The following is a 12,689-nucleotide window of genomic DNA, read 5'->3' on the forward strand; positions in this document are numbered from 1 at the left end:
TAGGGTTGCCCCTTCGCCGCGGACGCGCTGTCAGCAGCGCGCCGTCATGAGGATCCAGCCGTCCTCGCTGTCGCTGACCTCGAGCCCGGCGTAGGGCGCGTAGGCCTCCTTGAGCTCGTCGGCCTGGCGCTCGAGGATGCCGGCCAACACCAGCGATCCGCCCGCCGCCACATGGCCGCGCAGCAGCGGCGCGAGCAGCTTGAGCGGCGTGGCGAGGATGTTCGCGAGCACCACGTCGTACAGGCCCTTGGCCGCATCGGGCAGGCCGGCCTTGAGTTGCACGCGGTTGGCCTCGGCATTGAGCAGCGTCGACGACACCGCGGCTTCGTCGATGTCGACGGCAACGATGTCGCGCGCGCCGAACTTCGCGGTGCCGATCGCGAGGATGCCCGAACCGCAGCCGTAGTCGAGCACGCGCCGACCCGCGAAGGAGCCCTGCCCCGCGATCCAGCGCAGGCACATGCGCGTGGTGGGATGGGTGCCGGTGCCGAATGCAAGCCCCGGATCGAGCCGGATCACCTGCCGCGCCTGCGCGGGCGGCTCGTGCCAGGTCGGCACGATCCAGAACTCGGGCGTGATCTCGACCGGCGCGAACTGCGACTGCGTCAGCCGCACCCAATCCTGCTCGGGCACCGGCGCCACGCCGAGCATGGCGCAGCCTTCGAAGAAGTCCTGCAGCGCGAGCACCGACGCGGCTTCCTTGGCGGCGGCCTCGTCGGGGAACAGCGCAATCACGCGCGAGCGCAGCCAGCCTTCCTTGGGCGGCGGCATGCCGGGCTCGCCGAACAGCGCCTGCTCGGCATCGGTCTGCGCGTCGGCGTCTTCGACCGAGACGCTCAGCGCATCGAGCGCCTCGAGCGCATCGCCAAGCAACTCGACCTTGTCTTCCGGCGCCATCAGGCGAAGTTCGAACATGGCGTCGGGCAGTGGTGGCTCAGCGCTTGTGCGCTGCGAGCCACTCTTCGAGGTAGTGGATGTTGGTGCCGCCGCTCATGAACTTGGCATCGACCATCAGCTCGCGGTGCAGCGGGATGTTGGTCTGGATGCCTTCGATCACGGTTTCATTGAGCGCGGTGCGCATGCGCGCCATGGCCTGCTCGCGCGTGTCGCCGTAGACGATGATCTTGCCGATCATCGAATCGTAGTTCGGCGGCACGAAGTAGTTGGTGTACGCATGCGAATCGACGCGCACACCAGGACCGCCGGGCGGATGCCACATCGTGATGCGACCCGGCGAGGGCGTGAACTTCCAGGCGTCCTCGGCATTGATGCGGCATTCGATGGCATGGCCGCGCATCTCGATCTGGCGCTGCGTGAACGGCAGCTTCTCGCCCGCCGCCACCATGATCTGCGTCTTCACGATGTCGATGCCGGTCGTGGCCTCGGTCACCGGATGCTCCACCTGCACGCGGGTGTTCATCTCGATGAAGTAGAACTCGCCGTTCTCGTAGAGGAACTCGAAGGTGCCGGCGCCACGGTAGCCGATCTTCTTGCAGGCTGCCGCGCAACGCTCGCCGATCTTCTCGATCAGCTTGCGCGGAATGCCCGGCGCGGGCGACTCCTCGATCACCTTCTGGTGGCGCCGCTGCATGGAGCAGTCGCGTTCGCCGAGGTAGACCGCGTTCTTGTGCTTGTCAGCCAGCACCTGGATCTCGATGTGGCGCGGGTTCTGGAGAAACTTCTCCATGTAGACGGCCGGATTGCTGAACGCGGCGCCCGCCTCGGCCTTGGTCATCTGGATCGCATTGACCAGCGCCGCCTCGGTGTGCACCACGCGCATGCCACGGCCACCGCCGCCGCCTGCCGCCTTGATGATCACCGGGTAGCCGATGGCCCGCGCGATGCGCTTGTTGGTGGCCGCGTCGTCGGACAGCTCGCCTTCGGAGCCGGGCACGCAAGGCACGCCGGCCTTGATCATGGTCTGCTTGGCCGAGACCTTGTCGCCCATCGTGCGGATGTTGTCGGGCGTCGGGCCGATGAACTGGAATCCGCTCTGCTCCACGCGCTCGGCGAAATTGGCGTTCTCGCTAAGGAAGCCGTAGCCGGGGTGGATGGCTTCGGCATCGGTCACCTCGGCGGCCGAGATGATGGCCGGCATGTTGAGGTAGCTCTGTCCCGAGGGCGCCGGGCCGATGCACACGGCCTCCTGCGCAAGCTTGACGTACTTGGCGTCGCGGTCGGCCTCGGAATAGACCATCACGGCCTTGATGCCCATTTCGCTGCACGCGCGCTGGATGCGCAGCGCGATCTCGCCGCGGTTGGCGACCAGGATCTTCTTGAACATGGTCACTCGATGATGAACAGCGGCTGACCGTATTCGACCGCCTGGCCGTTTTCGCCGAGGATCTGGGTGATCGTGCCGGACTTGTCCGCCTCGATTTCGTTGAGGATCTTCATCGCTTCGATGATGCAGACCGTGTCACCCTCGTTGACCTTGCTGCCGACTTCGACGAAGGCCGGTGCGCCCGGGCTCGACGCGCGGTAGAAGGTGCCGACCATCGGCGACTTGACGACGTGCCCGGCGGGCGCGGCCTCGACGGCAGGCGCCGGCGCGGGGGTGATGGCGGGAACGCCACCGGCCGCCGGTGCGGCGGCGGGCGCAGCCGCCAGGGTCTGCACGTACTGCACCGGCGCGGCGCCGCCGCCCTTGACGATGCGAACCTTGCCTTCGGTTTCGGTAATTTCCAGCTCGGAAATATTGGATTCAGACACCAGGTCGATCAGTGTCTTGAGTTTGCGCAGATCCATGAGGCTCCAGTGCCGACTTTGTCGGGATTCGGAAGTAACTTTGCCAAAAATCGTTGATTTTCAGCGAACAGCGGCGAATGCCGGGAGTGTGTATCTGATTCTAACCGTGAACGAGTTCACGTCGCCAAGCGTCCAGGTCGGCCGCCTCGAGCTGGCCCATTTTACGGGCGGCCACGGTGCCGTCGCCGCCGAGGACCAGCGTGAAGGGCAGTCCGCCCGCCGTGTTGCCCAAGCTTTTGACGAGTTCGGTGCCTTGGAGGCCCGCCAGCCCAATCGGATATGAGACAGGCGTCTTCTGCAGGAACTTGCGTACGGAACTCGGCTGATCGATCGCCAAACCGACAACTTGCCATCCATTAGCGGCATGATCTTGAAAAAAGCCGTCGATCATCGGCATTTCTTCAACGCACGGGGGACACCATGTGGCCCAAAAATTGAGCAGCAGCGGCTTGCCGCGAAGGCTCGAAAACGGCAGTTCGCCGCCGCCAGGTTGCTCGAAGCGCTGGGCCCAGAAGTCCGGCGCGAGCGTCTCACCGCGCGGCGCGTTGCGCTGCTCGCGCCACCATGCGCCGCCCAGGCCCGCCGCAGCGGCCGCAACCGCCACGCCGCCGTAGAGCAGGCCGCGCCGTGTGGGCGAAGAAGTCATTCATGTGTCCTTTTCTTTTTCAATCAGCCGGCGCAGTGCGGCCAGGTCGCCGCGCGGCGTGCGGCCCTGTGCGTCGGGCCGCAGCGCGCCGCGCAGGTCGTCGAGGTCGTAGACCAGCAGGTGCACGCCGATCTCCTCGCCGAGCGTGCGGCTCGCGGCATGCACGCTCAAGGCCTCGACCTGCTCGCCATGGAAGCCGGTCACCATGCGGGGTTCGTAGTCCACATGGTGATCGATCAGCGCGATCTCGGCCGACTTCGAATCATCGCAGAACAACTGAATATAAATGTCTGACAGCCGCGTGGCCGTGCCGTGCCACACCGCGCCACCCAGGTGCGGGCGGAATACGGCCATGCGCTCCATCCATTCGAGCGCGAGCTGGCGCAGCGCCTGCAGTTCCTGCGGCTGGGTGTCGGCGCAGTACAGCGCGATGTAGTCGCGGACTTCCGCCTCGACCTCGTCGTTGTTGGGCAGCGCCGTGCGCGACGGCAGGCCCAGCACGCGCACGGCGCGACGCTTCGCGGGCCCGTATTCGAGCCCCTCCTCGACGACGAGGCGGGCGGCTGCCGCGGCGATCTCACGCTTGGACGTGTCCATCGGGGCATTTTGCCCGCAAAGGATGGCCCGGTGCACCCTCCTAGAATCGGTCGATGCACATTCACATTCTTGGCATTTGCGGCACGTTCATGGGCGGATTGGCCGCGTTGGCGCGCGAGGCGGGCCACCGGGTCACGGGCTGCGATGCCGGCGTGTACCCGCCGATGAGCGACCAGCTTCGCGCGCTGGGCATCGACCTGATCGAAGGCTTCGGTGCCGACCAGCTGGCGCTGGCACCCGACATGTTCGTGGTCGGCAACGTGGTGTCGCGCGCGCGGCTCGCCGACGGCTCGCCCAAGTTTCCGCTGATGGAAGCCATCCTCGATGCCGGCAAGGCCTACACCAGCGGGCCGCAGTGGCTGGCGGAGCATGTGCTGCTGGGGCGGCATGTGCTCGCGGTGGCCGGCACCCACGGCAAGACCACCACGACCTCGATGCTGGCCTGGGTGCTCGAACAGGGCGGCAAGGCGCCGGGCTTCCTGGTCGGCGGGGTTCCGCTCGACTTCGGCGTGTCAGCCCGGCTGGGCGAGGGACCGGCCTTCGTGATCGAGGCCGACGAGTACGACACCGCCTTCTTCGACAAGCGCAGCAAGTTCGTCCATTACCGCCCGCGCACTGCGATCCTCAACAATCTCGAGTTCGACCACGCCGACATCTTCGACGACCTCGCGGCCATCGAGCGCCAGTTCCATCACCTGGTGCGCACGGTCCCCGCGACCGGCCGGCTGGTGGTGAACGCCACCGAGGACAGCCTGGAGCGCGTGCTCGCACAGGGCTGCTGGAGCGAACTCGCGCGCTTCGGCGGCGAAGGCGCCAAAGCGCAATGGCAGGCGCGCGGCACGCACGACGCCTTCGACGTGCTGCACCGGGGCGAGAAAGTCGCCCGCGTCGAATGGGCGTTGTCGGGCCTGCACAACCAGATGAACGCACTCGCAGCGATCGTGGCCGCCGAGCACGTCGGCGTGGCGCCGGCCGACGCGGCCCGCGCGCTCGGAAGCTTCCGCAACGTGCGCCGGCGCATGGAGCTGCGCGGCACGGTCGAACGCGCGGGCGGCGCGATCGCGGTCTACGACGATTTTGCCCACCACCCCACCGCGATCCGCACCACGCTCGACGGGCTGCGCAAGAAGCTCGACGACGCCGGCCGGAACAACGAGCGCATCCTCGCGGCCTTCGAGCCGCGCAGCAACACGATGAAGCTCGGTGTGATGGCGGCGCAGCTGCCGTGGAGCCTCGCGTCGGCCGACCTGTCGTTCTGCCACACCGCCGGGCTCGACTGGGACGCGGCCGCCGCGCTGGCCCCCATGGGCGAGAGCGCCCGCGTGGCCGGCGACGTCGGCACGCTGGTGGCCCAACTGGTTGCCGCTGCGCGGCCAGGCGACCACATTGTCTGCATGAGCAACGGCGGCTTCGGCGGCGTGCACGACAAGCTGCTGCAGGCCCTGCGCGGCAGCGCCGGCTGAGGATTCACCATGACCGCGCGCGCCAAACAACTGATCGACACGCTGGGCCTGCAGCCCCATCCCGAAGGCGGCTGGTACCGGGAGGTGTTCCGTTCGGCCGCGCAGGTGAGCCCCGCCGATGGCCGCGCGGCCCGCGGCGCGCTCACCAGCATTTATTTCCTGCTCGAGGCCGGCCAGCATTCGCGCTGGCACCGCGTACTGTCCGACGAAGTGTGGGTGCATCTCGAGGGCGTGCCGCTGGCGCTGTGGACCTGCGACGCCGCACTGCGCACCGCGCCGGCCCATGTGCGGCTCGGGCCGGTCGACGTGCACGGCACGCGGCCACAGCACGTGGTGCCCGCGGGCCAATGGCAGGCCGCGCGGCCGATCGAAAGCCATTCGTCAGGCGACTACGCGTTGGTCGCCTGCATGGTCGGCCCGGGCTTCGATTTCGCCGACTTCTCGTTGATGGCGCCCGACGGCGACGAGGCCGCCGCCATCCGCCATCACTGGACCGAGCTCGCGGCGCTGATCTGAGCGACTAGTGTTCTGTCCCGTTAATTCGTAGGCACGAGAATTGCTTGTGGTGAGGCATCCTTGGAGATGCTGCCATGCCCAACGCCCACGTACGCACTGAGATCACATTGACGGATGAAGAGCGCGCCGAGTTGACCTCGATGGCGCGCTCTCGTTCGCTGCCTGCTGCATTGGCATTGAGGGCGCGGGTGGTGCTGGCATGCGAGGGCGTAGACAAGAGCAGCACCGACGTGTCGCACGCACTGGGGATCAATCGCAGCACGGTCACGAAGTGGCGAACGCGCTATTCGCGCGAGCGCATCACAGGGCTATATGACGAGCTGCGCCCCGGGCGGCCGCGCACTGTTGACGATGAGCGCGTGGCCGAATTGATCAACAAGACATTGCACACCAAGCCGGCTGGCGGCGCGACGCATTGGAGCACGCGCGGCCTGGCGGGAGAAACCGGGATCAGCAAGACGACGGTGGCGCGCTATCTGAAGGCGTTCCAACTCAAGCCGCACCGTGTGGAGAGCTTCAAGCTCTCGACCGATCCGCTGTTCATCGAGAAGCTGCGAGACGTCGTCGGGCTGTACCTGAATCCCCCTGAGAACGCGCTGGTCCTGTGCGTTGACGAGAAGAGCCAGTGCCAGGCACTGGAGCGCACACAGCCGATGCTGCCAATGGGATTGGGCTATGTCGAAGGCGTCACGCATGACTACGTCCGTCATGGCACGACCACCTTGTTTGCTGCGCTGAACGTGCTCAATGGCACGGTGCTGGCCAGTTGCAAGCCACGTCATCGGCACCAGGAGTTTCTGGCATTCCTGCGCGAGATCGACAAGTCCGTGCCGCTGGAGCTGGACGTGCACTGTATCGTGGACAACTATGCCAGCCACAAGCACCCGAAGGTGCGCGCCTGGCTTGCACAACGGCCGCGCTGGCATATGCACTTCGTGCCAACCTATTCAAGCTGGCTCAATCAGGTCGAGCGCTTCTTCGGGATCATCACGGACAAGGCCATACGGCGCGGTTCGTTCAAAAGCGTCAAGGAATTGACGAACAAAATCAACGCGTTCGTCAGTCACTACAACGAGAACTGCAAGCCGTTCACGTGGACAGCAACAGCCAATTCGATCCTCGAAAAACTCACCCGCCTATGCGGGCGAATTAACGGGACAGGACACTAGGGCCTGTTCACCCTATTTACGGGGTCGCCGTAAATAGGTGAACAGGCCCTAGCCGCGGCGCTGCTTCACGGCGCGCGACAGCGTGTCGAGCACCTGTACCGAATCGTCCCAGCCGAGGCAGGCATCGGTGATGCTCTGGCCGTATTCGAGGCCGGCGATCTGGTCCTTGCCGGGCGTGAACTTCTGCGCGCCGGGCTGCAGATGGCTCTCGACCATCACGCCGAAGACGCACTTCGAACCACTGGCGATCTGCGCCGCGATGTCCTTCGCCACGTCGATCTGCTTCTGGTGCTGCTTGGAACTGTTGGCATGGCTGCAGTCGACCATCAGCGTCGGCGGCAGCTTGGCGGCCTCGAGGTCCTTGCAGGCGGCCGCGACGCTCGCCGCGTCGTAGTTCGGCGCCTTGCCGCCGCGCAGGATCACGTGGCAGTCGCGGTTCCCGTTGGTCTGCACGATCGCCACCTGGCCGTTCTTGTGCACCGAGAGGAAGTGATGGCCGCGGGCGGCCGCCTGGATCGCGTCGGTGGCGATGCGGATGTTGCCGTCGGTGCCGTTCTTGAAGCCGATCGGCGCCGACAGGCCCGAGGCGAGCTCGCGGTGCACCTGGCTTTCGGTGGTGCGTGCGCCGATGGCGCCCCAGGCGATCAGGTCGCCGATGTATTGCGGCGAGATCACGTCGAGGAACTCGCTGCCCGCGGGCAGGCCGAGCCGGTTGATGTCGATGAGCAGCTGGCGCGCGATGCGCAGGCCCTCGTCGATGCGGTAGCTTTCGTCGAGGTACGGGTCGTTGATCAGGCCCTTCCAGCCGACGGTGGTGCGCGGCTTCTCGAAGTACACACGCATCACGATCTCGAGCGAGTCGGCGTACTTCTCGCGCTCCTGCTTGAGGCGGCGCGCGTAGTCGAGCGCGGCGGCCGGATCGTGAATCGAGCAGGGCCCCATGATGACCAGCAGCCGGTCGTCCTTGCCCGCCATGATGTTGTGGATGTTGCGGCGCGTGCCGTCGATCAGCGTTTCGACCGGCGTCCCGCGAATCGGGAAGAAGCGGATCAGGTGTTCGGGAGGGGGCAGCACGTTGATGTCCTTGATGCGTTCGTCGTCGGTCTTGCTGGTCTTTTCGACGTTCGCATACCAGCTGTCGCTGGCCGGGGCAGTGTTCGTGCTCATGTTGGTTCCTTGTTGTGAATATCTTCAGGGCATAAAAAAACCGCCGGGGCCTTGGAAGGCACCGGCGGTTTCGGAGGGTGTTCGTTTGCGTTTTACGCGCTCGCCTCTCGTCCGCCGGAAACCGGGAACCAAAAGTAGGCAAAGAAATAAGCGCGGAGGGCGGACATGTGGGCCGAATGTAGCACGGAAAATAGACACCCGGCCGCGTGGCCGGGTCGGTGTTGTTTTACCGGTAGCCCGATTCGTTGGCGTTGTGGATGATCCAGATCAGGTTGCCGCTGCTGAAATCGCCCATGCCGCCGCCCGCGAAGATCAGGCGGCCCTGGCCCTTGTAGGTCATCTCGAAACGATGCCGATCGCCGCCGAAATAGAACGGAATCCAGGCCTTGCCCGTCATGTAGGCGCCCTGGTCAGTCGGCTGGCCGGCGATGTCGGTGACTTGCTTGGCGCTCATGCCGATCTGCAGGCGCGCGAACCTGCTGTTGCGTGCCGGATTGCCGGTGATCTCGCCTTCGTAGCCGTTCAGGCCCTTGACCGTGCGTCCACTGCCGGCCTCGACCTTCGAAGAGTCGACCACGTTGCCGCGGGCATCCATGCCGGCCTTGGCACCGCCACGGGCCGCCGCGGGAGCGGCCGCAGGTGCCGCCGCCTGGCTCTCGGCCGAACCGCCGCGCGAGGCGCAACCCGCCGTCGCCATCACCACTGCAGCAGCCGCGGCCCACAGCGCCGCGGACGAATTGATCCTGATCCTCATCGAAAAGCTCCTTCAGTCAGCAAAAGTGCTGGAGCTTAACAATTGCAAGCAAAAATTATCAGAAGTCGAAAGTTCTACGCCGTTCCGCCGACGGTCAGGCCATCGATGCGCAGCGTCGGCTGGCCGACGCCGACGGGCACGCTCTGGCCTTCCTTGCCGCAGGTGCCCACGCCCGAATCGAGCGCCATGTCGTTGCCGATCATGGTCACCCGGGTGAGTGCGTCGGGGCCGTTGCCCACGATGGTCGCGCCCTTGACCGGATACTGGATCTTGCCGTTCTCGACCCAGTAGGCCTCGCTGGCCGAGAAGACGAACTTGCCGCTGGTGATGTCGACCTGGCCGCCGCCGAAGTTGGTGGCGTAGAGACCTTTCTTGATGCTGGCGACGATTTCCTTCGGGTCCTTGTCGCCGCCGAGCATGTAGGTGTTGGTCATGCGCGGCATCGGCACGTGCGCGTAGCTCTCGCGGCGGCCGTTGCCCGTGGGCTTGACCTTCATGAGGCGCGCATTGAGCGAATCCTGGATGTAGCCCTTGAGGATGCCGTCCTCGATGAGCACGTTGCGCTGGCTGGCATTGCCTTCATCGTCGACGTTGAGCGAACCGCGGCGGTCGGCGATGGTGCCGTCGTCGAGCACCGTCACGCCCTTGGCCGCAACGCGTTGGCCGATGCGGCCCGCGAACGCGCTCGAGCCCTTGCGATTGAAGTCGCCCTCCAGCCCGTGGCCGATGGCTTCGTGCAGCAGGATGCCGGGCCAGCCCGCGCCGAGCACCACGGTCAACTCGCCGGCGGGCGCCGGGCGGGCGTCGAGGTTGGTCAGCGCAGCCTTCACGGCCTGGTCGACATATTCGGCAATCTTCTCGTCGTCGAAATACGCCAGGCCGAAGCGCCCGCCGCCGCCGCCGGAACCCATTTCGCGGCGGCCGTTCTGCTCGGCGATCACCGTGACCGACAGGCGCACGAGGGGCCGCACGTCGGCCGCGAGCGTGCCGTCGGCGCGCGCCACGAGCACCACGTCGTATTCGCTCGCGAGGCCGGCCATGACCTGGGCCACGCGCGGATCGCGCGAGCGCGCGAGCTTCTCGGCCTTCTCGAGCAACTGGACCTTGGCCGTGCTGTCGAGCGTGGCGATGGGATCAATGCCGCCATAGAGCGATCGGCTCGGGGCGATCTTGCGGGCCGCCGTCTTCACGCGGGCGCTGCGGCCCGCCGACGAAATGGACCGGACGGTGCGCGCCGCATCGAGCAGCGACGCCTCCGAGATGTCGTCCGAATAGGCGAACGCCGTCTTCTCGCCGCTGACCGCACGCACGCCGACACCCTGGTCGATGCTGAAGCTGCCGGTCTTGACGATGCCCTCCTCGAGGCTCCAGCCCTCACTGCGCGTGTACTGGAAGTACAGGTCGGCATCGTCCACGCGGTGCGCCTTGATCTCCGCCAGGGCCTTGCCCAGGTGCGATTCGTCGAGGCCGAACGGCGTGAGGAGGAGCTGCTGCGCCGTGGCGAGGCGCTCGATGGTGGGTTCGCGGGAAATCATTGTCTGATTATTGCTCGCACACGGTGTCCGCACGCGGCCAAGGGCCGGGGTGTGCGTCCCGGCTCAGTCGCGCAGCAGCTCGTCGGCCAGCGCGCGCAGGATCGGCAGGGCCGGCGCCTCGGTGCGCCGCGCGAGCGTCACCACGGCGAAGCGCGCCACGCGCGCGAGCGCGGGGCGCATGTCGAGCTCGCGCAGTTCGGGCGCTGCGGCGCGGATGGCGAGCAGCACGGCGTCGCTGTTGCGTGCCACCTCGACCAGGCTGTGGAGTTCCTCGCACTGCAGGGTGACGCAGGACGACGGATGCGCCTCGGGCCCGTAGGCCTCGACCAGGGCCGCCGCTACCTGGTCGCTCAGCGGCGTCGAGGCGATGGGATAGCGCTGCACGTCGGCGAAGCGGACGCCCTGGCGCCTGCGCACGAGCGGGTGGCCGGGCCGACACAGGAACACGCCGCGCATCTCGCGCACGGTGTCGAGCTTCAGGTCGGGCGCCGGCCTGAGCGACAGCGCATCCACCACCAGCGCGTCGAGTGTGCGCGCGCGCAGCGCCTGCAGCAGCAGGTCGGTGTGGCCGCGGGCCACGACCACGCGGACCTTCGGATGGCGCTCGGCCATGCGCATCAGCAAGGGTGTCATGAGCATCGCGCCGGGGCCCGACCCCATGCCCACGCGCAGTTCGCCGCCTTCGGCCCCGCCGACGAGGCGGCCGCTGCCGTGCAGCTCGTCGGCATCGAACACCAGTTGCCGCGCCCGCTCGAGCACCTGCTTGCCGAAGGGCGTGAGCTCGTTGCGTCGCCCCAGCCGATCGAACAGCGGCAGGCCCAGTTCGTCCTCGAGCGCACGGATGCTGCGGCTGAGCGCGGGCTGCGTGAGGTGCAGCGCCTCGGCCGAGGCGCTGAAGGAGCCGGTGGCGGCCAGCGAGATCAGGTGGCGAAGCTGCACCAGGGTCATGGACGTTTAGTAATGAGTTCAACTCATGCTAGTACATAGAACAATGCATTGGACTGCGCACTTTCCCGTGCCTACGATGCGCCGGCGCCCTTCTTCTCCTGCGCCATCGCGCGCATCCCAACCCACGGAAAGCGACACATGACGACGTCCTTGTTCCTTCGCCGGCGAGACCTGCTTGCCTGCGGCGTGCTGACGGCCACGGGCGCTGCGGCGCTCGCGCAGCAGCCCTATCCCGCCAAACCGGTCAGCCTGATGGTTCCGTACCCTGCAGGCGGGCCGTCCGATGCCACGGCGCGCATCTTCACCGTGCCACTCGGCCAGGCGCTCGGGCAGCAGGTGATGGTCGAGAACCTCGGCGGCGCCAGCGGCGCGATCGCGGCGCAGAAGGTGCTTTCCGCGCCGGCGGACGGCTACTATGTCTTCCAGGGCTCGCCCAACGAGGTGATCCTCTCGCCGCTGGCCAACGCGGCCGTGAAGCTCCGGGCCGAGGACTTCCGCTTGGTGGCGCCGGTGGCCGATGCGGTGATGGTGTTCGTGGCACGCAAGGACCTGCCGGCCAACAGCGTCGACGAGCTCATCTCGCTGGCGCGCAAGTCGCCGCAGCAGCCGCTGAGCTACGGCAGCGTGGGCATCGGCTCGCTCTACCACCTGCTGCTCGAGAAGGCGCAGCTGCAGACCGGCATCAAGCTCAACCACGCGCCCTACAAGGGCAACGCGCCGCTGCTGCAGGACATCGGCGGCGGCCAGGTCGACTTCGCGGTGCTGGTCTACAGCGCCGCCATGGGGGCCTTGGCCGAGCAAGGCCGGCTCAAAGTGATCGGGCAACTGGGCGCGCAGCGCTCGGAACTGCTGAAGAACGTGCCCGCGACGAGCGAGAGCAAGGAGCTCAAGGACTTCGACTACAAGACCTGGAGCGGCTTCATGGTGCCCCGCAAGACGCCCGAAGAGGTGGTGCAGCGCCTGCACAAGGCCATCGGCGCCACGCTGGCCAATGCCGGCGTACGTTCGCAGCTCGCGGCGCAGACGCAGCTGGCCTCGGCGCCCATGTCGCTGGCCGAAGCGCAGAAGTTCTTCGAGAGCGAGACCGCCCGCTACAGGGAGATCGCAAAATCGATCAACCTGCAGCCCCAATGATCGATACACAAG

The 12,689-nt window shown here is 66.8% G+C and carries 13 protein-coding genes; 4 read left to right on the forward strand and 9 right to left on the reverse strand.

All coding sequences use genetic code 11. The features are described from left to right. Positions 1-30 precede the first annotated feature (30 nt). The 5 genes from prmA to AC3A6G_RS23580 form a co-directional block, all read right to left on the reverse strand. Entirely contained in the window at positions 31-915 is an 885-nt protein-coding gene (prmA, locus tag AC3A6G_RS23560; protein ID WP_487874733.1) for a 50S ribosomal protein L11 methyltransferase, read from the reverse strand. 19 nt (positions 916-934) lie between these two features. Further along, positions 935-2,284 (reverse strand): acetyl-CoA carboxylase biotin carboxylase subunit, encoded by a 1,350-nt coding sequence (gene accC / locus AC3A6G_RS23565; protein WP_487861674.1) that lies wholly within the window; start codon positions 2,282-2,284, stop codon positions 935-937. Between the two features lie 2 nt (positions 2,285-2,286). Then, positions 2,287-2,748 carry an acetyl-CoA carboxylase biotin carboxyl carrier protein gene (accB, locus tag AC3A6G_RS23570; RefSeq protein ID WP_487874734.1) on the reverse strand — a complete coding sequence of 154 codons (462 nt, stop codon included), beginning with the start codon at positions 2,746-2,748 and terminating at the stop codon, positions 2,287-2,289. A 100-nt stretch (positions 2,749-2,848) separates the two neighbouring features. After that, complete coding sequence (locus tag AC3A6G_RS23575) at positions 2,849-3,394, reverse strand: TlpA family protein disulfide reductase (RefSeq protein WP_487874735.1); 546 nt, start codon at positions 3,392-3,394, stop codon at positions 2,849-2,851. Beyond that, positions 3,395-3,991 carry a hypothetical protein gene (locus AC3A6G_RS23580; RefSeq protein ID WP_487861677.1) on the reverse strand — a complete coding sequence of 199 codons (597 nt, stop codon included), beginning with the start codon at positions 3,989-3,991 and terminating at the stop codon, positions 3,395-3,397. Between the two features lie 53 nt (positions 3,992-4,044). Between AC3A6G_RS23580 and mpl the strand changes: the two genes are divergently transcribed. From mpl to AC3A6G_RS23595, 3 genes are all read left to right on the forward strand, one after another. Next, entirely contained in the window at positions 4,045-5,454 is a 1,410-nt protein-coding gene (mpl, locus tag AC3A6G_RS23585) for a UDP-N-acetylmuramate:L-alanyl-gamma-D-glutamyl-meso-diaminopimelate ligase (RefSeq protein WP_487874736.1), read from the forward strand. Between the two features lie 9 nt (positions 5,455-5,463). Continuing rightward, positions 5,464-5,970, forward strand: a complete 507-nt coding sequence (locus AC3A6G_RS23590; protein ID WP_487865714.1) for a cupin domain-containing protein — start codon at positions 5,464-5,466, stop codon at positions 5,968-5,970. Positions 5,971-6,044: 74 nt separating this feature from the next. Then, a complete protein-coding gene (locus AC3A6G_RS23595; RefSeq protein ID WP_487874737.1) occupies positions 6,045-7,139 on the forward strand; it encodes an IS630 family transposase in 1,095 nt (364 codons plus the stop codon). A gap of 48 nt (positions 7,140-7,187) precedes the next feature. On the opposite strand, the gene AC3A6G_RS23600 is transcribed toward AC3A6G_RS23595, so the two are convergent. The 4 genes from AC3A6G_RS23600 to AC3A6G_RS23615 form a co-directional block, all read right to left on the reverse strand. After that, entirely contained in the window at positions 7,188-8,306 is a 1,119-nt protein-coding gene (locus tag AC3A6G_RS23600) for a 3-deoxy-7-phosphoheptulonate synthase (protein WP_487861680.1), read from the reverse strand. A 226-nt stretch (positions 8,307-8,532) separates the two neighbouring features. Continuing rightward, positions 8,533-9,060, reverse strand: coding sequence for a PH domain-containing protein (locus AC3A6G_RS23605; protein WP_487861681.1), 528 nt, complete (start codon positions 9,058-9,060; stop codon positions 8,533-8,535). Positions 9,061-9,134: 74 nt separating this feature from the next. Next, a complete protein-coding gene (tldD, locus tag AC3A6G_RS23610) occupies positions 9,135-10,595 on the reverse strand; it encodes a metalloprotease TldD (protein ID WP_487861682.1) in 1,461 nt (486 codons plus the stop codon). 63 nt (positions 10,596-10,658) lie between these two features. Next, on the reverse strand, positions 10,659-11,543 hold the full coding sequence (locus AC3A6G_RS23615; protein WP_487861683.1) for a LysR family transcriptional regulator: 885 nt from the start codon (positions 11,541-11,543) through the stop codon (positions 10,659-10,661). Between the two features lie 138 nt (positions 11,544-11,681). Between AC3A6G_RS23615 and AC3A6G_RS23620 the strand changes: the two genes are divergently transcribed. Next, complete coding sequence (locus AC3A6G_RS23620; RefSeq protein ID WP_487865715.1) at positions 11,682-12,677, forward strand: tripartite tricarboxylate transporter substrate binding protein; 996 nt, start codon at positions 11,682-11,684, stop codon at positions 12,675-12,677. Positions 12,678-12,689 lie beyond the last annotated feature (12 nt).

The sequence above is a fragment of the Variovorax sp. Soil_C_26 genome (assembly GCF_057657075.1).